A 20,684-nucleotide genomic window follows, 5' to 3' on the forward strand; every position below is an offset into this window, starting at 1 on the left:
GAAGACATCTTCGCTCCGAAGGTTATAAATTCCTTACGCGCCAAAAAGCCCGGACCTGACGGCCCGAGCTCTTGAAATACAGGTTAGAGACACGCCTTAGTAGACACCTGCCAACAATGACCCGTGCCCTGCAAAAGGATAGTCGATGGTGATGCGCCCCGTCTGACAGTCGCCAAGGCCGCTGTACAGATCGGCCCTCCCGTCCGGACGCGTGACAATGCCCGAGGCGAAGACGCAATCTGTCAGGTATGGCTTTTTGGCCGGACCCGGCGGGTAGCAGGGACGGCTGCCAATGAGATGAAGATCTGCGGATTCGCGGGTGACCGGATCGAAGACAAAGGCCATGTTCAGGTATACCCGTTGCTCTCCTCCGCGCTCATCCTGATCCCGGTAACAGATATGGCCGATAATGCCGATCTTGCCGCTGTCCAGCAGATACGCCTGATTGACGCCCCCCCATTCGCCTTCCCCGAAGATGCCGTGAATGTATGGGGCATTGGCAATCACATCCGCGGTCAGCTCATCCAGACTGTTGATAGTGGTGAAGCCGATCATGGACTCGCTGCCATACTTGCCTCTCAATTCGCTGCTGCGCGGACGGGAGAAAACGCCAATCCTGCCATCCGCCAGGGGAACAAGGCGAATATCCTTCATTTTGCTCGGCCCGGTGGTGAAATAGTACAAGTCATGGAGATCCGTTCCCCGGAAAAAGTAGCCGAAAAACGTGCTGTATGATCCGCGCTCATATTGCACATGAGTCCCGCCCAGCACCAGTTCATCGCCAATCTCCGTGATATAAGGGTCCTCCAGCGTATAGATCATACTATTGTCCACTATTGTCCATTCATCCTGTCCCGTCTCCTCGAACAGCCGAACCCAGGAGCGGGCCCACTCCTCACGGCGTTCCACCCGCCCGAACAAATAGCGTTTCCCGTTTCTCGTGAACGGAATGGACCCATTGTACACATCAAAGCCATCTACGCCATGAAATCGCAGAGTCGCACTTTCGTAAATACGTTTCTGCGCTTCAAATTCCATTCTTCGCTGCTTCAAGGTCAACCGTATCCACCTCACATTCATCTGCCTTTCTAAAAGCCGGTCAGACTTCTAACTTTGCTATTTCCCAAGCTTGTTCATGAACTCGATATATTCCTTCTCCGCATCCGCTGTGGCCGGGTACCACTTCTTCTCCAGGAAGCTTTTCAATTGCTCCACAGTAATTTCGCCTGTGATATATTTCTGCTCCTGCTCATCCTTCTCCTTGATCAGATCGGGAATCGTGTTGCCCAGGTTCAACAGCTTGGGCGCACGGACAGCCGGCACATTCACTGTCGTCATCTTCTTTTGGGCGGCAGCCCACTGCTCCTTGAACTTGGTCAGCTTCTCCGGCGAATCGGCATTCTCGATAATGGCGCCTTGGCCGTCAATGGCATTGGCTAATGTCATATAGGTGCTGGTCAGCGTATTTACTTTGGAGGCTTGCTCCGTACTGCGGACGAGGGCCTTGCTTGCGGGATCATAGCTATCGTAAGTAAGCCCTTTCAACCCGATCTGGAATAACGCATTCGCTTCCGCCGTATTCCCCCAATCCAGGAACCGCAGCACTTCATCCACATTCTTGCTGTCCTTGCTGATCATCCAGCCGCCCCAGGTGGACACCGTCACCAGATTCCGCGCTTCTCCCTTGCTGTTCTTCAGCACGCCCTGGTACGTAAACTTCTTGTCCGCATCCTTGTCCCGGCCCAGATTGACCATGACCCCATATTGATGGGCGGGAACCATTCCCACCTTCCCTTGGTTCAGCTTCTCCAGATCCACATAAGACTTGTTGATGATAAATTCGGGATCGATAATCTTCTCATCATGCAGCTGCTTCAAGTAGGTCAGATACGGAATATACCCGGACATCTTCTCCTTGATCTTGTAGTTTCCATCCGTATCCTTCACCCCGTTCATCATGGGCAGATCGAAGGCACTGGCAATGAAGTAGGAAGGCGCCCACACGCCGACCTGAGTGTAGCCATACGTATCCGCCTTGCCGTTGCCATCCGGATCATTCTTGGTGAACGCCCGCAGCACATTGGTCAGCTCATCCAGGGTTTCCGGAGCCTTCAGCCCCAGTTTGTCCAGCCAAACCTGGTTGACCATGTAGCCCCAATGGTTGTCGATATTGGTTTTGGGAATCATGTATATTTTACCATCATTCACAGACTTGACGCTATCCCACATTTCCTTGGTAATATTCTTCATCAGATTGGGATACTTGGAAATCTTGTCATCCAACGGAAGCAGCAAGCCGTTCTGCGCCCAGGTCTCCATACTGGCATCAGCGCCGCCCCAGTTGTAGATCAGGTCCGGCAGCTCGCCCGACGCCATCATCACCTTCAATTTGTCCGTATAATTGTTGATCGGAGGCGCTTCGATGGACAGCTTCACATTGGCCAGCTTCTCCGCCTCGGCGACTACCGGGTTGTTCTCCAGGATAATCCCGGCATTCACCCGGTTGAACATCTTGATGGTAACCGGAGCTTTGGCCGCAGGGCTTGATCCAGTGGAAGCAGCCGGATCGGTTGTGCCTTCGCTTTTCTTGTCACCGCCTCCACATCCGGATAGAACCGCAGTCAAGAGCAGGGCGGACGCCAATAAACTTGCTGAAAGCTTGTTTGATCTAGTCAACACAAATCTCCCCTTTATCCTGATTATCTATTACAACCGCTACCTGCCGCAGTTATAACCAAGTCAACGCTGAGGCATTCATCCTTTGATGGACCCCACCAGCAAGCCCTTCATGAAAAACCGCTGCAAGAACGGATACACCATAATAATCGGCAATGTAGCAAATACAATAATCGCCATCTTAAGGGTAAATTCCGTTACGCTGCCAGTATCCATCATATCCCGGGCCAACCCTCCGTCCTCCACCACCAAGTCCCGCAGAATGAGCATCAACGGCCACAAGCTGCGCTTGGAGGTATAGATAATGGCGGAGAAGAACGTATTCCACTGACCGACTGCATGGAAAATAACGAAGGTGGCAATGGCCGGTTTGGACAGCGGAATAATAATCCGGAACAGCACCTTAATCTCGTTGGCGCCGTCGATATAGGCGGATTCCTCCAGACTGGCGGGGATGGAACCGATGAAATTTTTCATCAGAATCAAGTTATACGCTCCCAATACCCCCGGCAATATCAAGCTCCAGATGGTATTGTACAAGCCCAGCGTCTTAATCAGATAGAAGTTGGGAATAAGCCCGCCGTTAAAAAACATGGTGAACACGATAAACGCCAGAATGACATTCCGTCCCTTCAAGTCCGGCTTGGACAGCGGGTAAGCGGAAATGACCATCAAGAAGATGTTCAGCGCTACACCGGCAAGTGTAATCAACACCGTAACCTTGTAGCCGCTCCACATCAGCGGCATCTGCAGAATTTGCTTGTAAGCGCCAAACTCCAGGCGGCTCGGAATCAGCCGCAAAGGATGCTCCAGGTACTCGGCATAAGGCGTTACCGAGAAGGAAACCACGTAGAGGAAAGGAAACAGGCAGGCCAAGGAAAACAGAGTCACAAATATATAATTGATCACACTGAACACGCGATCGCCTGCGCCATTGTTTACCATATGCCATCCTCCTTCATCAGCTTGGCCAGACGGTCGCCCATCATCAGGAAGATCAGGCCAATAACAGAAGTGAACAGTCCCACCGTCGTTCCGAAGGAGAAGCGGCTGCCCAGCAGCCCCACCCGGTACGAATACGTCTCGAACACTTCGGATACCCTCAGATTCATCGGATTCTGCAAGACGAATATTTGCTCGAAGCCGTTGCCCATAATATGTCCCAAGCGGAGAATGAACAGCACCATAATCGTGGATTTGATGCCGGGAACCGTCACATACCAAATTCGTTGCAGCCGGCTGGCGCCGTCTATGCTGGCGGCTTCGTACAATTCAGAGTTAATGCCGGTAATGGCGGCAAGGAAAATGATGCTGCCCCAACCGGCTTCCTTCCAGATGCTGCTCAACACCACAATGGGACGGAAGTAATCCGGATCAGCCAGGAAGAAGACCGGTTCGATGCCGAACTGCTTCAGGAAAATATTGACCAGCCCCCAACTGGGGGACAGGAAGTTCACCAGAATGCCGCCGATGACTACCCAGGAAATAAAGTGCGGCAAATAAATGATCGTTTGGGTCAGACGCTGATACGTCACCTGGCGAATTTCGTTCAGCAAGAGCGCCAGCAAGATCGGGAAGGGAAAGGTGAATACAAGCCGCAGCAGCCCAAGATAGAACGAGTTCCAAAACACCTGGTAGAAATCGCTTAATCCGAACATGTACTTGAAGTGCTCCAAACCAACCCAAGGACTGTGGATGATCCCTTTGGCAAAGTTGAAGTCCTTAAACGCAATAATGATTCCATACATGGGGACATAATTGAAGATGAAAAAATATACAACACATGGAATAAGAAGAATATAAAGGTATTTCTTCCTGTCCAGATACCGCAAAGCTTTTTTGGCTCGTGCTGATTTCACAGCCATTTTGCTCACCCCTTTGCCTCTTAAGTATACCTATCTGGCAAAGGGGCAACATTCAGAAATTAACGATAAACAGATACGATTTTTCGATTATCGCTTCATTTTCCCCGGGCGGCGCGCTGCTCCCTGAATAGCTGGTAGATATCCTTCGTCATAATCGCCTGATCCCTGTCATGGGCATAGAAGCTCCGGTACCATTCGTCCACCTGTTTGCCTCCCGCCTGCTCCCACAGCGCTTCCGCCTCCTGGCGGGCTTCCCCGGGAGAATAGTTCGGAGTCAGAATCGCCTTGAGCCAGATATCCCCGTCTGTGCCCACAGCGCCGGTTACCTGGTTCAGAATCCCCTGCAAGTGCTGGGGCAGTCTGGGCATTTGCTCTGCATGGGTAGGCCCCGCTGTCTCCAGAGCGAAGTTCACATAGGAGGAATTCAGCTCGAACATCTGCTGGACCTCCCGCTGCAGCGGTTCCTTCTCATCCAGTTTTTCTGTACCGTAATAACAGGGGCCGGCAAGGGTCGGAGAGGTAAGCATCCCGAAATCCCCGGCTCCAAAATTAAACTCCTTGCGCCACTTGTCCATGCCTGTCAGTCTGGGGCAGCCGTCAGGCGTCACCTTATGATGAATACCTTCAAACCCGAAATACATCGTCTTCATGAACAGCTCCGACACGGCGAAATCGACGTACTGCATCACCGCCTCCGGATTGCGGGTGTTGGCATTGACGACACCGGTCATCTGCACCGGGTTAACGAATATCGGATTGAACTGCCCTACCGGTGTAACCGGATAGGGAATAACCGTAAGCCGGGCATCGGGGACATTCCTTTTTAGCCGCAAATAGAAGTCGTTATAGAAGGCGGCCGGAACATTGAACTGATCCATAAAGATCCCGATCCGCCCCCGCAAAAAGTCTTGTCTGGCACGGTACCCATTCTTGTCGTTCCAGAATTCCCGGTCCGCCAGCCCTTCATCATAGATCCGCTTCCTAAAAGCGGTCACCGCCTCAATATTGTCCCAGCCATGCACCAATTCCCCGCCGCGGACCACATAGTCCGGATGAATTAATCCGAACATCTCATTGATCACAGCGCTGGAAACGCCTGCCAAGGCGATGCCATAGGTATCCCGCTTGCCATTGCCGTCCGGGTCCTGTTCGGTGAATGCTTTGGCCACTTGGAACAGCTCCTCCGTCGTATGCGGAATATCCAGCTGCAGCCGCTCCAACCAGTCCGTACGGATGAACACCGCCCGCATAGGCACCGTCTCGTTGATCCGGCCAAACTGGTACAGCCGTCCATCCTCACCCGTCCCCGCTTTGCGCAGAATCGGATAACGCTGCAATATTTCCTTATAGGTGGTGCTGTACTGCTCGATCATATCGTCAATGGGCCGCAGCAGCCCTTTGTCAATGAGCGTATTCTTGATTTGCGGAGCATACTCCATAATCAGGTCGGGAGCTTCTCCTGCAGCGAACAATCCATTCAGCTTCTGCTCGGCTTGGGTCCGCAGCACGGGAACAAACTCCACATCCACAGGACCTGCTTCTTTGATCCAGCGGGTGATCTTGTTGTTGACAATAGAACCTTCGCTGGACGGAACATTCACCCGGTCATAAACGGAAACCCTGATCCGCGGCTTCGGCTTCGCATCTGACGGATCACCGCCGCTTGTTCCACAGGCAGCCGCACCTAACGCCAGCAGCATAAGCACGGCTAACAACAGCCTGCAACGATGCCGCTTCCCCTTCTGTCCGTCCAATCTGCTCCCCTCCTCGCTCTCCGCTGGATGCCGCCTGTTCATGACTGATGCCGTTTCCTGTATTCCTTGGGGGTTAATCCGCTGTACTGCTTGAACAGTTTGGCAAAATAATTGGGCAGATCATACCCGACAATGCCCGCCACCTCTGTCACGTTCAAGCCGGTTCCGGCCAGAAGCTGCTTTGCCTTCTCCATCCGCACCTCGATCAGAAAGGTAACAAAGCTGCGTCCGGTTTCTTTCTTGAACAAATGGCTGAAATAAGCGGGGCTCAGATGGGCCTGGACGGCCACCTCCGCCAGCGTCAGCTGCCTGCTGGCATAGTGCTCCTCCATGTAACGGATAGCGGCGGCTACGGAGCTCCCGCCGTATTTATTCTGCCACTCTGCCAGGGCCTCCGAAAAATGTCCTGTCGCCTCCGCCAGCCACTCCCGCAGCTCCTTCAAGCTGCCGCATTCATGAAGCCGCTCTATCCGAGCTGTCAACAGTCCGGGATCATATCCCGCCTCCAGCTGTCTTCGGGCCGTTTCCTGCAAGGCAAAACCCAGTGACAGCGCTTCCAGCTTCCGCACCTCCGGGCCGGAGGCGCACACTGCTTCGGTTAGCTGCTCCAGACATTCCTTCAATCCCTTCAGGTTCCCTTCCCGAATCAGCTCGGCCAACTGTTCGGCGATCATCTGCTGCTTCATCCTGCTGGAGGCGCCATCGGGAAGGGATTGCGCGGCCTCCTCCCGGGACAGCGCCGATGCGGGAAGCCCTCCCGCCGCTGCTCCGCTCCGCCGAACGCCAAGCCGTTCCTCGTACAGATCCGGAAGCTGCTCAAGAGCATCCACGGCAACCGCCTCCTGCAGCTCCGCCCGCAGGCCGAGGAAGCTCCACAGGCTCCCGGCAATGGCGCTCTGCAGCTGCTGCTCCTCTGACAGCTCCTTGATGAACAGGGCAAAACAACCTGTCTCCACGATCAGCAAGCAGCCCGCATCCCCTTGAGTCTCCCTGGTCACCTCGCCGACAATATTCAGCACAGCAAATTGCAGGAGCGGTATATCCTTCTTCGCATATTGCTTATGGTCGGGAGAATAGTCGGCGATATAGAGCAGGATCAATTTCGTGCCGCATATCCGGCGCTCCAGAATTGCCGCGACATCCGGGCGGCAGGGCAGCCGCAGAAACAGCTCCCGCAGCGCATTGTCCAGCCGGCGCGCTTCCTCCCGCTGCTCCCTGCCCCGCTGCTCCCGCTTGACAGCTACCACCGCTTCCGCCTTATCCAGCACATGGCAGATATCCTGTTTGCCGCAGGGCTTCACCAGGATATCCAAAGCGCCGCAGCGCAAGGCAGTTTGGGCATACTGGAAATCCTGGTAGCCGGTAATCACAATTACCGCTGTGTCGGGATGGGCGGCCTTCACCCGCCGCAGCAGCTCCAGACCGTCCATCAAGGGCATCCGAATATCCGTAATGACCAGATCCGGACACAGCAGCTCCACCAGCCGCTCCGCCTCCTCGCCGTTCTCCGCTTCCCCGCACACCTCCCAGCCCGTATTCAAACCCGCGATCATCTTGGCCAGTCCCTTGCGGAACATAGGCTCATCCTCCACCAGCAAAATCCGCATCCTATGCCTCCTCCTTCCTGTCCGGCTCCACAATAAACGGCAGCTTAAGGCTCATCTGCGTTCCTTCATGAAGAGGGTGAATCTCAAGGCCGTACATATCTCCATATACCAGATCAATTCGTCTGATCACATTTTGTATGCCGATACTCTCCCGTTCCTCCGGTCTCCTGCCCGCCGGAGCAAGTCGCTTCCTCTGCAGCCCGCGCAGAATCTCCGCCGGCATGCCGCAGCCGTTATCTTCAATATCAATCCGCAGCGTATCCTCTCCCTGCCTGTAGGCGCGGATGGAAAGCCGCTTCTCCCCGGACATGTCCCGGAAAGCATGGATGAACACATTTTCCACCAAAGGCTGCAGCAAGAGCCGCTGCATTCTCCCCTGCTCCAGCCCCTCCTCCATGGTGATATTGACGTGAAGGTTACTTCCGTAGCGGGCCTCCTGAATGTTGATGTAATTGCGAATTTGGGCCAGCTCCTCCTGCAAGGTGCTGGGGGTGGAGACAGGCTCCAGCGAATACTTCAGCAAATTCGATAAGCTGGTGACAAGGGACGCCGTTTCCTCATCATCGTACAGCAGCATGATTTTCCAATAAATCGTATTCAGCGTATTATGCAAAAAATGGGGATTAAGCTGTGCCTGCAGCGCCTTCAGCTCCGCTTCCTTCTCGCTTAGCTTGCTGACATACGCCTCCTGTATCAACGTATCGATATGGGTCATCATCCGGTTGAAGCTGTCCGTCAGAAATCCGAACTCATCGGCGGACGCCTTGGGAATGGCCACCCGAAAATTGCCCTCCCGAACCCGGTGCATAGCCTTCACCAAAACCAGCAAGGGCTTGAGCATTTTTCCGCTTAAGAAGGAAATGCTCGCTGTCATCAGCAGAATACTGATGAAACCCGAAACCAGCGCCAGCTTATACACATTGCGCCCCTTCTCCTTGATCCCGGACAGAGAGACGCTGCTTAACAGCTTGAAGGCCCGCGGCTCATACACGCTGGTAACAGCCAAGTAATCTGCGGTGCTGTTGCTTTGAACGAAGGTTCCCACTCCCTCCTCCAGCTCCGGCATAAAGCCGGCGGGCTGCGGAGGCTCCAGACTGTACAACAGACGGCTGTATTGGTCATACAGATGCACCCCCATCGCCCGAGCCGTCATCAGCGGATAGAGAGATTCCTCGAATAAGGTTTCATCCATAATCAGAATAACCGTTCCATACAGCCTGTACTGTTTGGTAGACATCAACTTCCGGGCTGCAACCAGATAGCTCTTTTCTCCCGATGGCTCCAGTTCATCCTGAAGCTTCAGCCGCTGCCAGACAATCTCCGCCGAGGGGCTCGGCATCCCTTCCTCCACCTGATTGTAGAACTCCGGAAACTGGGGCGGAACCAGCATATTCGAGTGGCTGTAAAACAAATTGTTGCCGCGCACATCCGTGATGTACACCCCCCGGATATAGGGAGTCTCGCTCTTAAGGGGCAAGAGCACCTCCGCCAGCTCCCGCTCCAGCTGATAATTGCGGTATGCCGCGCTTTCCTGCTCCCCGGCCTCTTCCTGCATGCCAAGAACAAGCTGCTCCACATAAGGGTGAAAAAAAATAAAGTCCGTTATCCGATAGATGTCCTGAATCTTGTACCCGATCTGCACCATCGTCTGCTCGCTGGTCTTCAGGTATTGGTTGCTCACCTCTTCCTCGAATAACCGCAGATTGATCCGGTAGGAGATATAACCGGTTACAACTGAGCAGACCGTAATAATAACGGATAAGCTGATAATGAGCTTTACCTTGAACTGCTGGCGGATGGTTCGAATAAGGGAACGCCATTTCGTCATCTGGAATGCCTCCCCGTCAGAAGAAAAGAAGGCCGAGAAGCTGCTTAAGCTCCTCCGCCGCATAGGGACTAGGGCCTGTCTTCAAACCCGCTTGAGGGCATCTTTCACCGCCTTTTCGCCCCATGCTTCGTTACTTCCGCTTGACGTACCCCCGGTACGCCTTCACGAAAGTGCCTTGCCTGGAACGAAAATTCTGCAAAATCTGCTCCCCTCGGAGTTTGGAGACAGCCCCTAGCAGATATATGTATTGTAGCACCGCCTGCCGCGGGCCAAACAGCAAAAATCCAACGGTAAACGGATAAAATCTTACGGTTTTTAGTATGGCAGGGATCAGCCCGTTTATCCAAGGCGCGCAGCATGCAGGCGGCAGCGTCTCTTCCATTAGCCGCTGCCCGCCCTCCCGGCGGAGGCCGCAAAACTTAAAAACGCCGCGTTCCGTTAGGGAATGCGGCGTTTTTAGGGTAAGTCTCTAATTTCCAGATACCGTTCCAGCTTGCGCTTGACACGCTGAAGGGCGTTGTCTATGGACTTAACATGACGGTCCAGATCCACGGCAATCTCCTGATAGGATCGCCCGTCCAGATAAAGCATAAGCACCCTGCGCTCCAAATCGCTCAGGAGCTCGCCCATTTTATCCTCCAGGCCGCTGAACTCCTCCTGGTTGATGATCAGCTCTTCCGGGTCTGTCACTCTGGAGCCGCAGATCACGTCAAGCAAGGTCCGGTCGGAATCCTCGTCGTAAATCGGCTTGTCCAAGGAAACATAGGAATTCAGAGGGATGTGCTTCTGCCGGGTGGCGGTTTTGATGGCGGTGATGATCTGCCGGGTGATGCACAGCTCGGCGAATGCCTTGAAGGAAGCCAGCTTGTCTCCCCGGAAATCCCGGATGGACTTATATAAGCCGATCATTCCCTCCTGCACGATATCCTCCCGGTCCGCCCCAATGAGAAAATAGGAACGGGCTTTGGCGCGTACAAAGTTCTTATACTTGTTAATCAAGTATTCCAGGGCTTCGGCGTCGCCTTCACGAACGGCCTCCACATTGTCTTCGTCGGATCGGAGCTCTATTTCGGACTTTCTCCACATATTGAGGTCGACACTCACATAAAACCCCTCCGGCCAAGCCCCATGAGGCCTTATTCCACGTACAAAAGATAGGATTAGTATACATGATGCCTTGAATTATCGTCAACTAGCGCCATTTGGAAAACCCGTGAATTTTTCTAGAATATCCCATAGCTCCTGCAAAATACCCATGAAAGCTATAGGAGGAGGCTCTGCAAGTCTTCGGGTTCCAAAGCGGCTCTCCCAAAGGGAGGCCGGTGCTCATATGAGGCCGGCTATACTAATCCTGACCGCCGCGGCGCCACTTTTCGAAGATTTGCTTAATATCGTCAGGCAGCGCCCCGTCGATGGAATTTTTTTTGAAGACATCCTTGTTCTGAATCCGTTCCTCCACATCCCGCCTTGATTGCTTGACCTTCACCAGCAGCTCTCTGGCGGTCAGACGGTAGGCCCCCTGGCCGAAGATGACGCTTTGCTCCGCCATATCCGAGGTGGCCACATAGACATGCCGCCTGCGGCCGATCAGGCTTAGGCTCAGCCGCTCGATCAGCTCGTCCGCCGTCTCCTTCTCCCGGGTGTAGACAATCTCCAGCTTGCTCTCCACATATTTGCCCCCAAGGCCGGGGACCTTGTAGGCATCGAATACCAGGTACACCTTCATGCCGCTGTAGGCCTGGTAATCCGCCAGCATCCCGATCAGCCTGTCCCTGGCTTCCTCCAGCTCCACATCCTTCAGCTTCGCCAGCTCCGGCCAGGCCCCGATAATATTGTAGCCGTCCACGATCAGGTACTCTTTCATTGGCGCCTTACTTCTTAAGCAAACGCTGGCGGACAGCCTCATACATGAAGATGGAAGCCGCCACCGAGGCATTCAGGGAATTGATTTGTCCGGCCATGGGCAGCTTGACATTAAAATCGCAGCTCTCCTTCACCAGGCGTCCCATTCCCTTGCCCTCGTTGCCGATGACAATGGCGATGGGCATGGTGAAATCCACATCATAGAGCATTTTATCCGTATGCACATCCGCACCGACAACCCAGACCCCGGCTTTCTTCAATTCTTCAATGGTCTGGGACAGGTTGGTTACCTTGGCTACAGGGACATATTCCACCGCACCCGCCGAGATTTTGGACACGGTGGCGGTCAGCCCCACGGAACGGCGCTTGGGAATAATGATCCCGTGGGCCCCGGCGCAATCCGCGGTACGCAGAATCGAGCCCAGGTTATGGGGGTCCTCAATCTCGTCCAGAATCAGGAGAAAAGGCGCTTCCCCTTTTTCCCTGGCTCTGGCCAGCAGATCCTCCACCTCGGCATAGTCATAAGGGGCCACCTGGGCGACTACGCCCTGATGGGCCACGCCTTGGGCCATCTGGTCCAGCTTCCGCTTATCCGCGGTCTGGATGATGATTCCCGCATTTTTCGCTTCCGCGATAATGGGCTGGACATGATGCTTCTGGGCATTGTCGGCAATCCAGATTTTATTGATGGTGCGGCCGGAGCGCAATGCCTCCAACACCGAATGTTTGCCGCCGATTATATCTTCCATGCTTATGCATCCTCTCTTGTGCCGGGCTGGCCAGCGGGTATGGTCATGCGCATCAGCTCCTCCAGCCGGTTGTGGCGCCCGCAATAATACAGATAGCCGAGCAGGCTTTCAAAGGCCGTGCTGTGGCGGTACACCAGAATATCCGTATTCTTGGGGGAGGTCCCCGACTTGGCGTTCCTTCCCCGTCTGACCACATCCGCCTCCTCCTCCGTCAGCACCGGCAGCCACAGCTCCAGCGCCTTGGCTTGAGCCTTGGCGGAAACATAGCGGGTAGCCTGCCGGTGCAGATCATTGGGGCGGTGGTTGGATAAGGAAACCACATACTGGCGGATAAACATTTCATACACCGCATCCCCCATATACGCCAGCACAAGGGGATTCATCTGGGACGGGCTTTTATGCGGCGCAAAATAAACGGGTGCGTCATTGCCGGTGGTGTCCTGCTTCATTTCCGCTTCCACCGCATTCCCTGCGGCGTGTCCTCCAGCACAATGCCCTGGGCGGTAAGCAAATCCCGGATTTCATCGGCTCTGGCCCAATTTTTCGCCTTCCGGGCCTCACCACGCTCGATGATCAGCACCTCGATTTCCGCATCCACCAGCTCCTCGGCCTCGCCGGCCAGCACACCAAGCACTTCGTCCATGGCAGAGAACTGGGCCACAATAGCTTCCAGGGAGGCTTTGGTCACCTCGGGCTTCTGAAGATACCGGTTGGCGTCGGCAGCCAAAGTAAACATGGCAGTCAGGGCATCCGGCGTATTGAAGTCATCATCCATCTTCGCGGCAAAGGTTTGTGCGGCCGTTTCCACAAATGCCACTACCTCCGCATCCGCCGCTCCCTCCGCGGCGCCCTTCAGCCGGTGCTTCAGGTTGGTTACACAGTTGTCCAGACGCTCCAGACTGTTTTTGGCCTGGCTCAGCACCTCGTCGTTATAGTTCAGCGGATTCCGGTAATGGGTGGACAGCATCATAAAGCGGAACTCCTGTGGACGGGCCGCCGCCAGAATATCCCGGACGTTCATCACGTTGCCGATGGATTTGGACATTTTTTCGTTGTTCATGTTCAGGAAGCCGTTATGCATCCAATAATTCGCCAGCGGCTCGCCGTTCAGCGCCTCGGACTGGGCCACTTCGCATTCATGGTGGGGGAAAATCAGGTCCTGCCCGCCGCCGTGGATATCGATGGTATCGCCGAGATATTTTTTGGCCATGGCGGAGCATTCGATATGCCAGCCCGGACGGCCGTCGCCCCAGGGGCTGGGCCAGGCAATTTCCCCCGGCTTGGCGCCCTTCCACAGCACAAAATCCTCCGCCCCCCGCTTCCGCTCGTCCACTTCAATGCGGATGCCGAACTGCAGCTCCTCCAGCTTCTGCTGGGACAGCTTGCCGTATTCGGCGAACTTGGAGGTGAGGAAATACACATCCCCACCGCTCTCATAAGCATACCCCTTCTCCACCAGACCGGAGATAAAGGCGATGATTTCCTCCATATTTTCCGTGACCCTGGGATGGATGGTGTTCTTCACACCCAGCTTCCGGCTGTCCTCCAGGAATGCGGCGATGTACCGTTCGGCAATCTCCGGCACGGTGCTGCCCTCCAGCTTGGCCCGCTGGATCATCTTGTCGTCCACATCGGTGAAGTTGACCACATACGTCACCTGATAGCCGATGGACTCCAGATAGCGGCGGACCACGTCGAACACAATGACCGGCCGGCCGTTTCCAATATGAATATAGTTATATACTGTCGGTCCGCAAACATACATCCGCACCTTGCCTTCCTCGATAGGGCGGAATTCCTCCTTGGTCCGGCGCAGCGTATTATAGATTCTTAATGTCATGCAGTGTCTTTCCTCCTTTGGATTCGGGGCTCCCGCCGGATTGGGCGGATTGTCCCTCTGCCGTCGCGGCGTCGTTGCCGGCGGCCGCTTCGGAGCGAAGCTCCAGCGCTTTGTTCAGTTGGTCGATTTGGTCCTGCAGGAGGCGGAACATATCCACCACCGGGTCCGGCAGGTTGGCATGATCCAGCCGGTCCACGCGGACCCCGTCCCGCTTGACCACACGGGCCTTGAAGCCCACTACCGTGCTGTTGGCCGGCACTGCGGAGAGCACCACCGCATTGGCGCCGATCCGGGAATTGTCCCCTACGGTGAAGGAACCCAGCACCTTGGCGCCGGAGGCGATCACCACATTGTTGCCGATGGTGGGGTGGCGCTTGCCCTTTTCCTTGCCCGTTCCGCCCAGGGTCACCCCCTGATACATCACCACGTCGTCGCCGATTTCGCAGGTTTCCCCGATGACAACGCCCATGCCGTGATCGATAAACAGCCGGTTGCCGATAACCGCCCCCGGATGGATTTCAATACCCGTAAAAAAGCGGCTCACCTGTGAAATGATCCGGGCGATAGTATATCTTTTGTGGCGATAAAACCAATGTGCGACACGGTGAGCCCAGATGGCATGCAAGCCGGAATAGGTAAACACCACTTCAAACCAGCTTCGTGCCGCAGGGTCATTATCGAACACAGCCCGGATATCGCTTTTCATGCGTGCGAACATCATTTCACATCCCCTCTGAATAACCCACGTTTCAGCTCCGCAGATTCTAACGGAAGTGAGCGCCGTTATTCTGCTGTAAAACACCCTTTTCAAAACCTAACGGAAGCCAGTGCCCTTATTCCAGCATTTTGGGAACGGATCGGGCCATTTTGACGGAAATAGAGGCTCTCACCGCCGTTAAAATGGGAAAACGCTGTTTATGCGGCAGATAACGGCGCTGACCGCCGTTAGCATGAATCCACTTGTGGTTAAGGGCTGCCGCGGCGGTCAGGCCCTGTTTTTGCCCGTACCATCCCTGCTCCCGGCCCTTCCAACATCAAAAACGCCCCAACAGCCCTTCCAACAAGGGCTGCAGAGGCGTCTATATACGCGGTCCCACTCTGCTTGACGCCAGCATCAGTACTCCAACCGGACATGAACATGCCGGACGGATCACCTCCGCAGCGTCAACTTCATAGCCCGGTATCGGAGGCCGGCCGGCAGGCTCTACGGGGGTCCGTTCGAGCTGCAGCTCACAGGTGCATTTCCATATTGGTGGAAAACGGATGTCTTGCAGCCGGCGGCTGACGGGTTCCCCCATCAACGTCCGGACATCCTCTCTGGAGGGTTCCAATCCGATACGTACTCTCCTGATCATAGCTTGTGCTGGTATGTGACTGGTTCCATTATATGAAACTTAACGGATGAAGACAATATCCCCTTGCCGGAACCGGCTATTTTTTGCCGAAATGGAGCGGTACAAGTGATCCGAGTCCGCTTGGGAGTCCTTATTGCTGCGGAGCGGGTTTCTCCTCCATATAGAGGCACACAACCGCCTGGGCGGCAATGCCTTCGCCGCGGCCCGTGAAGCCCAACTGCTCGGTGGTGGTTGCTTTAATATTGATCCGGTCCTCGTCGGTCTCCAGGGCATCGGCGATCACCTTCACCATCTGGGGGATGTACGGGGCCATCTTGGGCTTCTGGGCAATGATGGTCGCATCCAAATTTCCCAGGCAATACCCCATCCCCTTGGCCAACGCCCATACATGCTCCATCAGCTTGACGCTGTCCGCATCCTTAAAGTCCGGGTCCGTATCGGGAAAATGCTTGCCGATATCTCCCTTGCCAACAGCGCCCAAGATAGCGTCGGAAATGGCGTGCAGCAGCACATCCGCATCCGAATGGCCCAGGAGCCCCCGCTCATACGGGATATCCACCCCGCCGATGATGCATTTCCGGCCCTCCACCAATCTATGGACATCAAAGCCCTGTCCTACACGAATCATGCATCCTTGCCCCTTTCCATCGCGTTAAGTCGGTATTCCGCCCACTCCAGATCCTCCGGAGTGGTAATCTTCAGATTGTGGTATCCGCCCCGCACCACATACACCGCCTGCCCGGCGCGTTCCACCAGCATGGCATCATCCGTTCCGGTGAAGCTCTCCCGCATGGCCAGCTCATGGGCCGCCGCCAGGTCGCGCACCCGGAAGGCCTGCGGGGTTTGGATGGCCCAGACTGTGCTGCGGTCGGGGGTGGAGGCGATTTTGCCATCCGGCTCCACAATCTTCACCGTATCCTTCACCGGCACGGCCACCACCGCAGCCCCATGCTTCCTGGCCGCCGCCAGGCACTCCGCCGTTTCCTCCGGTGTCACAAAAGGACGGACGCCATCATGCACCAGCACCCACTCCACCTCCGGGTCCAGGGCAAGGAGCCCCTGGTATACCGACGCCTGCCGCTCTGCACCGCCGGTGACAACAGCATGGACCTTGCGGAGCCCGTAACGGGCGATATAACCGCTGCAGCGGGCTTCATCTCCCGGGCCTACCACCAGCACCACGGAATGCACCTGCTCCATGTGCTCGAAGGCTTCCAGCGTACGCGCCAACACCGGTTTGCCTGCCAAAGGCAGATGCTGCTTTGGTACCTGGCCGCCCATCCGCAGGCCCTTCCCGGCGGCCACCACAATTACACCCACCTGCTCCATAAATCATATGTCTCCTTCAACAGACTGAAAACGGAGATTGCGCACGCAATCCCCGCCGTTACTACTATCATATCCGTTTTACTGGGCTTTTTCCAATAGTTTCGGTTTGGCAAAAATCATCCGCCCTGCGGAGGTCTGCAGCACACTGGTGACCATAACCTCCATGGTCGCCCCGATATAATCCCGTCCGCCCTCCACAACGATCATCGTGCCATCATCCAGGTAAGCCACTCCTTGGCCATGCTCCTTGCCGTCCTTGATCACCTGGACCACAATTTCCTCCCCCGGCAGCACCACCGGCTTTACCGCATTGGCCAAATCATTGATGTTCAGGACAGGCACTCCCTGCAGCTCGCACACCTTGTTCAGGTTGAAGTCATTGGTAATCACCTTGCCACGCAGCACCTTGGCCAGACGGACCAGCTTGCTGTCCACCTCGGAGATTTCCTCGAAATCCCCTTCGTAGATCAGCACCTTCACATCCAGCTCCTTCTGGATCTTATTCAAAATATCCAGTCCCCGCCTGCCGCGGTTTCGCTTCAGAAGATCAGAGGAATCGGCGATATGCTGCAGCTCCTCCAGCACAAACTCGGGGATAACCAGCGTGCCTTCGATAAACCCGGTTTTACAGATATCCGCAATGCGCCCGTCAATAATGACGCTGGTATCGAGAATCTTGCATTCTCCCCGGTTTTCCTCCTCCGGTTCCTTCTCCGTACCTGACGGCCATTTGGAAAAAATTGCGATAAGATCTTCTTTCTTCATCCACCCTGCGCGGAAGCCTGCCGCTCCAAACAGAAGCGTTGCCAATAACGGAATAAGCGTTCCGCCTCCTCCGATTCCTTCCCACAGCGGATGGGCCAAAAGCGATACCAAAAGCCCCGCAATCAATCCCAACAATCCTGACACCACATGGGCAACCGGCGTTTCCAGGAGCATCGCTTCCCCTGTTTTCAGCCACCGGCGGAGAAACGTATCCGACAGCTGGACAAGAGCAAATGCGGCTGCCGCCCCCAGAAGCATAAACCAGTACACCTGGCCCTTCAGCTCGGTTACCCCCAGCAGCTGGCGGATCATCTGCGCCAAAGCCCCTTCGGTATGCTGGCCGGATTGAAACCCTGCCGCGCCGCCTGCCAACAAGGCAGCCAATTGAATCCACTTTTTCAACTTCCTTCACCTCCTGCTACCAGTATGACCAAATTTCCTTTGGATAAACCTGCCATCTTCATCCCCCACATCGGCTTTGTCCGCATAAAATTGAATTGACTCCATGGTTGCTATATAATGATGAAAATAACCTCTTTCGAGGATTTAACCTGAGGTGAACCCTATGAGCTCTCCCAGCCTGAAGGAATTCCAGGATCAAGTCGGCGAATTGCTGCTCCGCCACCGCAGTGTTCTGGATGTTCTCTCCAAATTTCAACAGTCCAATGCCGCTGCCAACCGGGCCGTGATGAAATCGGTTACCGAATGTGGCTGTATTCAGGTTCATGCCGGTAAACAGAACTACACCCGGGATATGACGCTGGAGCAGGCCAAAGAGCAGTTGGGAACCCATCTTGAGGGACAAGTTTGCGAGAATTGCAAAGAGGTCATTGCGTCTGAGTTGGGGCGGAACTTGTTTTATATGGCGTCCCTATGCAATTTGCTGGACCTGAACCTGGACAAGGTGGTCTCCCAGGAATCCACCAAATGCTCCACATTAGGTCTGTTCAACCTTAGTTAGCTCTCCGTCCGCCGACAACAAAAAAGCATTTATTTCCCCTTGATGCAGGAAAATAAATGCTTTTTATTTTCATCTATTCAGTTGCAATTACATGTGGGTCTTGTTCACCGCTTCGTCATTCTGCCCGCGGCGGCGTCCGCGGCGCTTCAGCACACGGTCCAGACGGGAAATTTGCTCAACGTTTTTTTTTAGGCCGTAGAGCGCATAAAGAACCAGCGGCACAAAGATCATTTTGGAAATGGAACCGGGGAACTTAATCGCCAGCACAACAGCAATGACGACAACCACCGGAGTAACCCAAATGGCCGACTTGGGAATGCCGATCTTCTTGAAGTTGGGGTATTTCACCGTGCTGATCATGAGATAGGACAAAAGCAAGGTGGACAGAACCAGCACAACCGTATTAATGTCAGCCGCGAAGAGGGCCAAGGTGCACAGTACCCCGCCTGCCGCAGGAATGGGCAAGCCGATAAAATAACCGGGCGTTCCCGCAACCACATTGAAGCGGGCCAACCGCAGCGCACCGCAAATCGGGAAGATAGCGGTCACAATCCAGGCCGTAGCTTCATTAATCCCCTGGAAAGCCGTAACATACATAATAAACGCCGGAGCCACGCCGAAGGAAATCACGTCCGACAGGGAGTCCAGCTCCTTGCCGAATTCGGATTGGGCGTTCAGCGCCCGGGCCACACGGCCATCCAGGCCGTCGCACAGCATGGCGACAATCACCATAATGGCGGCAAGCTCTGTATACTCATTGAAAACAAGTATGATAGCGAGAAATCCCAAGAACAAATTCCCGATGGTAAACATATTAGGAACGGACTTTCTGATCATCTCATCACCCCATGTTGAAGATTCCGATGCAGGCCTTGCTATTCGGAGCCTCCTTCGTAAACTGAATGATCTGGTGTACGTCCAATTTTAAAGGTTTCGTAAACTGACCGCCGGATACTCCTTCATGATTGTATGCAATTTAGATATGTCTGTCAATGAATACTTGATCTTGAATCCGTTTTAACCCTTCCTTGATCGCCCTCGCCCGAACCTCTCCAATTCCATCCACTTCATCCAGATCCTCGATGGACGCATTCACCATAAACGGCAGGTATTCAAACCGCTCCACCAGATTGGCGATGATGACCGACGGCAGTCTGGGGATTTTGCTCAGAACCCGGTAACCCCGNCTGGGGATTTTGCTCAGAACCCGGTAACCCCGGGGAGACAGCTGCTCCTCCATGGAGGTGTTGGAATACGGATAGCCCAGCAGTCTGGCCAGATCGTTGTGATTCAGAATCTCATCGTTGCCCAAGCGCTTCAAGGTCAGACGGATTTCCTTTACCCGCTCCTCTGAAGGGTCTCTTGCATAGTCTTTCAAAAGCAGCAGCTGCTCATACTCCGTATTGCCTACCAGCTCCTCCAGCTGCATGCTGATGAGGCGGCCTTCCGTACCCAGCTCGTTGATGTAGCGTTTGATCTCACCTTTAATACGCAGGACCATCTCAATCCGTTGCAAAACATTGCATACATCATGGGTGGTCACAATTTCTTCAAATTCCGCCGCTCCCAGGTTGGTCAAGGCCTGATCCAGCACCGTCTTGTATTTTTCCAGGGTTTGAATGGCCTGGTTGGCCTTGGTCAGAATGACGCCGATATCCTTCAGGGAATAGCGCAGCGTGCCCTGATACAGGGTAATGACATTGCGCCGCTGGGAGATGGATACCACCAGCTTCCCCGTTTGCTTGGCTACACGCTCCGCCGTCCGGTGCCGGATTCCTGTTTCAATAGAGGGAATGGTGGGGTCCGGAATCAGTTGGGTATTGGCATACAGGATTCTCCGCATATCCTCGCTTAAAATAATCGCCCCGTCCATTTTGGCCAGCTCATATAAATGGTTGGGGGTAAAGTCACAATTGATGGAAAATCCCCCATCCACAATATCCATCAAATCCGGGCTGTAGCCGACCACGATCAGTCCGCCGGTTTTGGCCCGCAGCACATTCTCCAGTCCATCGCGGAAGGCGGTGCCGGGCGCCACCATCTGCAGAAGTTTGCTCATTACGTCTTGCTTTTCATCGTCCCGCCCCATGGG

General features: G+C 54.7%; 19 protein-coding genes. 1 reads left to right on the forward strand and 18 read right to left on the reverse strand.

Features of this window, described 5'->3' with window-relative positions; translation table 11 throughout:
- Positions 1-96: 96 nt before the first annotated feature.
- The 16 genes from DQG13_RS23840 to DQG13_RS23920 form a co-directional block, all read right to left on the reverse strand.
- Positions 97-1,053 carry a DUF1861 family protein gene (locus tag DQG13_RS23840; RefSeq protein WP_258525826.1) on the reverse strand — a complete coding sequence of 319 codons (957 nt, stop codon included), beginning with the start codon at positions 1,051-1,053 and terminating at the stop codon, positions 97-99.
- 63 nt (positions 1,054-1,116) lie between these two features.
- The gene (locus DQG13_RS23845) at positions 1,117-2,676 is read right to left on the reverse strand and encodes an extracellular solute-binding protein (protein ID WP_146767194.1); all 1,560 of its coding nucleotides are present in this window, start codon (positions 2,674-2,676) and stop codon (positions 1,117-1,119) included.
- Between the two features lie 78 nt (positions 2,677-2,754).
- Complete coding sequence (locus tag DQG13_RS23850; protein ID WP_113022682.1) at positions 2,755-3,621, reverse strand: carbohydrate ABC transporter permease; 867 nt, start codon at positions 3,619-3,621, stop codon at positions 2,755-2,757.
- Positions 3,615-4,541, reverse strand: coding sequence for an ABC transporter permease (locus tag DQG13_RS23855; protein ID WP_113022704.1), 927 nt, complete (start codon positions 4,539-4,541; stop codon positions 3,615-3,617). Before DQG13_RS23855 ends, DQG13_RS23850 begins: the two co-directional genes overlap by 7 nt.
- A 95-nt stretch (positions 4,542-4,636) precedes the next feature.
- Positions 4,637-6,295 (reverse strand): extracellular solute-binding protein, encoded by a 1,659-nt coding sequence (locus tag DQG13_RS23860; protein WP_181592959.1) that lies wholly within the window; start codon positions 6,293-6,295, stop codon positions 4,637-4,639.
- A gap of 38 nt (positions 6,296-6,333) precedes the next feature.
- Complete coding sequence (locus DQG13_RS23865) at positions 6,334-7,902, reverse strand: response regulator (RefSeq protein WP_113022684.1); 1,569 nt, start codon at positions 7,900-7,902, stop codon at positions 6,334-6,336.
- 1 nt (position 7,903) lies between these two features.
- A complete protein-coding gene (locus tag DQG13_RS23870) occupies positions 7,904-9,730 on the reverse strand; it encodes a sensor histidine kinase (RefSeq protein WP_181592960.1) in 1,827 nt (608 codons plus the stop codon).
- A 456-nt stretch (positions 9,731-10,186) separates the two neighbouring features.
- Complete coding sequence (gene sigH / locus DQG13_RS23880; RefSeq protein WP_113022687.1) at positions 10,187-10,834, reverse strand: RNA polymerase sporulation sigma factor SigH; 648 nt, start codon at positions 10,832-10,834, stop codon at positions 10,187-10,189.
- 241 nt (positions 10,835-11,075) lie between these two features.
- Positions 11,076-11,594: an NYN domain-containing protein gene (locus DQG13_RS23885; RefSeq protein ID WP_113022688.1), complete on the reverse strand. Its 519-nt coding sequence runs from the start codon at positions 11,592-11,594 to the stop codon at positions 11,076-11,078.
- Between the two features lie 7 nt (positions 11,595-11,601).
- The gene (gene rlmB / locus DQG13_RS23890) at positions 11,602-12,342 is read right to left on the reverse strand and encodes a 23S rRNA (guanosine(2251)-2'-O)-methyltransferase RlmB (protein WP_113022689.1); all 741 of its coding nucleotides are present in this window, start codon (positions 12,340-12,342) and stop codon (positions 11,602-11,604) included.
- Between the two features lie 2 nt (positions 12,343-12,344).
- Positions 12,345-12,791 carry a Mini-ribonuclease 3 gene (locus DQG13_RS23895; RefSeq protein ID WP_113022690.1) on the reverse strand — a complete coding sequence of 149 codons (447 nt, stop codon included), beginning with the start codon at positions 12,789-12,791 and terminating at the stop codon, positions 12,345-12,347.
- Complete coding sequence (cysS, locus tag DQG13_RS23900) at positions 12,788-14,182, reverse strand: cysteine--tRNA ligase (protein WP_113022691.1); 1,395 nt, start codon at positions 14,180-14,182, stop codon at positions 12,788-12,790. Before cysS ends, DQG13_RS23895 begins: the two co-directional genes overlap by 4 nt.
- A complete protein-coding gene (cysE, locus tag DQG13_RS23905) occupies positions 14,163-14,900 on the reverse strand; it encodes a serine O-acetyltransferase (protein ID WP_113022692.1) in 738 nt (245 codons plus the stop codon). The genes cysS and cysE overlap by 20 nt, the downstream gene beginning before the upstream one ends.
- Before the next feature lie 767 nt (positions 14,901-15,667).
- Positions 15,668-16,165 (reverse strand): 2-C-methyl-D-erythritol 2,4-cyclodiphosphate synthase, encoded by a 498-nt coding sequence (ispF, locus tag DQG13_RS23910; RefSeq protein ID WP_113022693.1) that lies wholly within the window; start codon positions 16,163-16,165, stop codon positions 15,668-15,670.
- Positions 16,162-16,866, reverse strand: coding sequence for a 2-C-methyl-D-erythritol 4-phosphate cytidylyltransferase (ispD, locus tag DQG13_RS23915; protein ID WP_113022694.1), 705 nt, complete (start codon positions 16,864-16,866; stop codon positions 16,162-16,164). Before ispD ends, ispF begins: the two co-directional genes overlap by 4 nt.
- A 78-nt stretch (positions 16,867-16,944) precedes the next feature.
- The gene (locus tag DQG13_RS23920; protein WP_113022695.1) at positions 16,945-18,033 is read right to left on the reverse strand and encodes a PIN/TRAM domain-containing protein; all 1,089 of its coding nucleotides are present in this window, start codon (positions 18,031-18,033) and stop codon (positions 16,945-16,947) included.
- Positions 18,034-18,196: 163 nt separating this feature from the next.
- Between DQG13_RS23920 and DQG13_RS23925 the strand changes: the two genes are divergently transcribed.
- The gene (locus DQG13_RS23925; protein WP_113022696.1) at positions 18,197-18,592 is read left to right on the forward strand and encodes a DUF1573 domain-containing protein; all 396 of its coding nucleotides are present in this window, start codon (positions 18,197-18,199) and stop codon (positions 18,590-18,592) included.
- A gap of 87 nt (positions 18,593-18,679) precedes the next feature.
- Here the strand turns inward: DQG13_RS23925 and pssA are convergent, their stop codons facing one another.
- Together pssA and disA are read right to left on the reverse strand one after the other, a co-directional pair.
- Positions 18,680-19,429, reverse strand: coding sequence for a CDP-diacylglycerol--serine O-phosphatidyltransferase (pssA, locus tag DQG13_RS23930; protein WP_113022697.1), 750 nt, complete (start codon positions 19,427-19,429; stop codon positions 18,680-18,682).
- A 139-nt stretch (positions 19,430-19,568) separates the two neighbouring features.
- Entirely contained in the window at positions 19,569-20,681 is a 1,113-nt protein-coding gene (gene disA, locus DQG13_RS23935; RefSeq protein ID WP_113022698.1) for a DNA integrity scanning diadenylate cyclase DisA, read from the reverse strand.
- Positions 20,682-20,684 lie beyond the last annotated feature (3 nt).

The sequence above is a fragment of the Paenibacillus sp. YN15 genome, from assembly GCF_003285005.1.
GTDB lineage: Bacteria > Bacillota > Bacilli > Paenibacillales > NBRC-103111 > Paenibacillus_AR.

Coding starts and splice junctions, on each gene's coding strand:
- DQG13_RS23895 (WP_113022690.1), bottom strand. CDS start 12,791: ATGAAGCAGGACACCACCGGCAATGACGCACCCGTTTATTTTGCGCCG.
- DQG13_RS23865 (WP_113022684.1), bottom strand. CDS start 7,902: ATGCGGATTTTGCTGGTGGAGGATGAGCCTATGTTCCGCAAGGGACTG.
- DQG13_RS23850 (WP_113022682.1), bottom strand. CDS start 3,621: ATGGTAAACAATGGCGCAGGCGATCGCGTGTTCAGTGTGATCAATTAT.
- DQG13_RS23855 (WP_113022704.1), bottom strand. CDS start 4,541: ATGGCTGTGAAATCAGCACGAGCCAAAAAAGCTTTGCGGTATCTGGAC.
- DQG13_RS23885 (WP_113022688.1), bottom strand. CDS start 11,594: ATGAAAGAGTACCTGATCGTGGACGGCTACAATATTATCGGGGCCTGG.
- ispF (WP_113022693.1), bottom strand. CDS start 16,165: ATGATTCGTGTAGGACAGGGCTTTGATGTCCATAGATTGGTGGAGGGC.
- cysE (WP_113022692.1), bottom strand. CDS start 14,900: ATGTTCGCACGCATGAAAAGCGATATCCGGGCTGTGTTCGATAATGAC.
- cysS (WP_113022691.1), bottom strand. CDS start 14,182: ATGACATTAAGAATCTATAATACGCTGCGCCGGACCAAGGAGGAATTC.
- DQG13_RS23925 (WP_113022696.1), top strand. CDS start 18,197: ATGAGCTCTCCCAGCCTGAAGGAATTCCAGGATCAAGTCGGCGAATTG.
- ispD (WP_113022694.1), bottom strand. CDS start 16,866: ATGGAGCAGGTGGGTGTAATTGTGGTGGCCGCCGGGAAGGGCCTGCGG.
- DQG13_RS23870 (WP_181592960.1), bottom strand. CDS start 9,730: ATGACGAAATGGCGTTCCCTTATTCGAACCATCCGCCAGCAGTTCAAG.
- pssA (WP_113022697.1), bottom strand. CDS start 19,429: ATGATCAGAAAGTCCGTTCCTAATATGTTTACCATCGGGAATTTGTTC.
- rlmB (WP_113022689.1), bottom strand. CDS start 12,342: ATGGAAGATATAATCGGCGGCAAACATTCGGTGTTGGAGGCATTGCGC.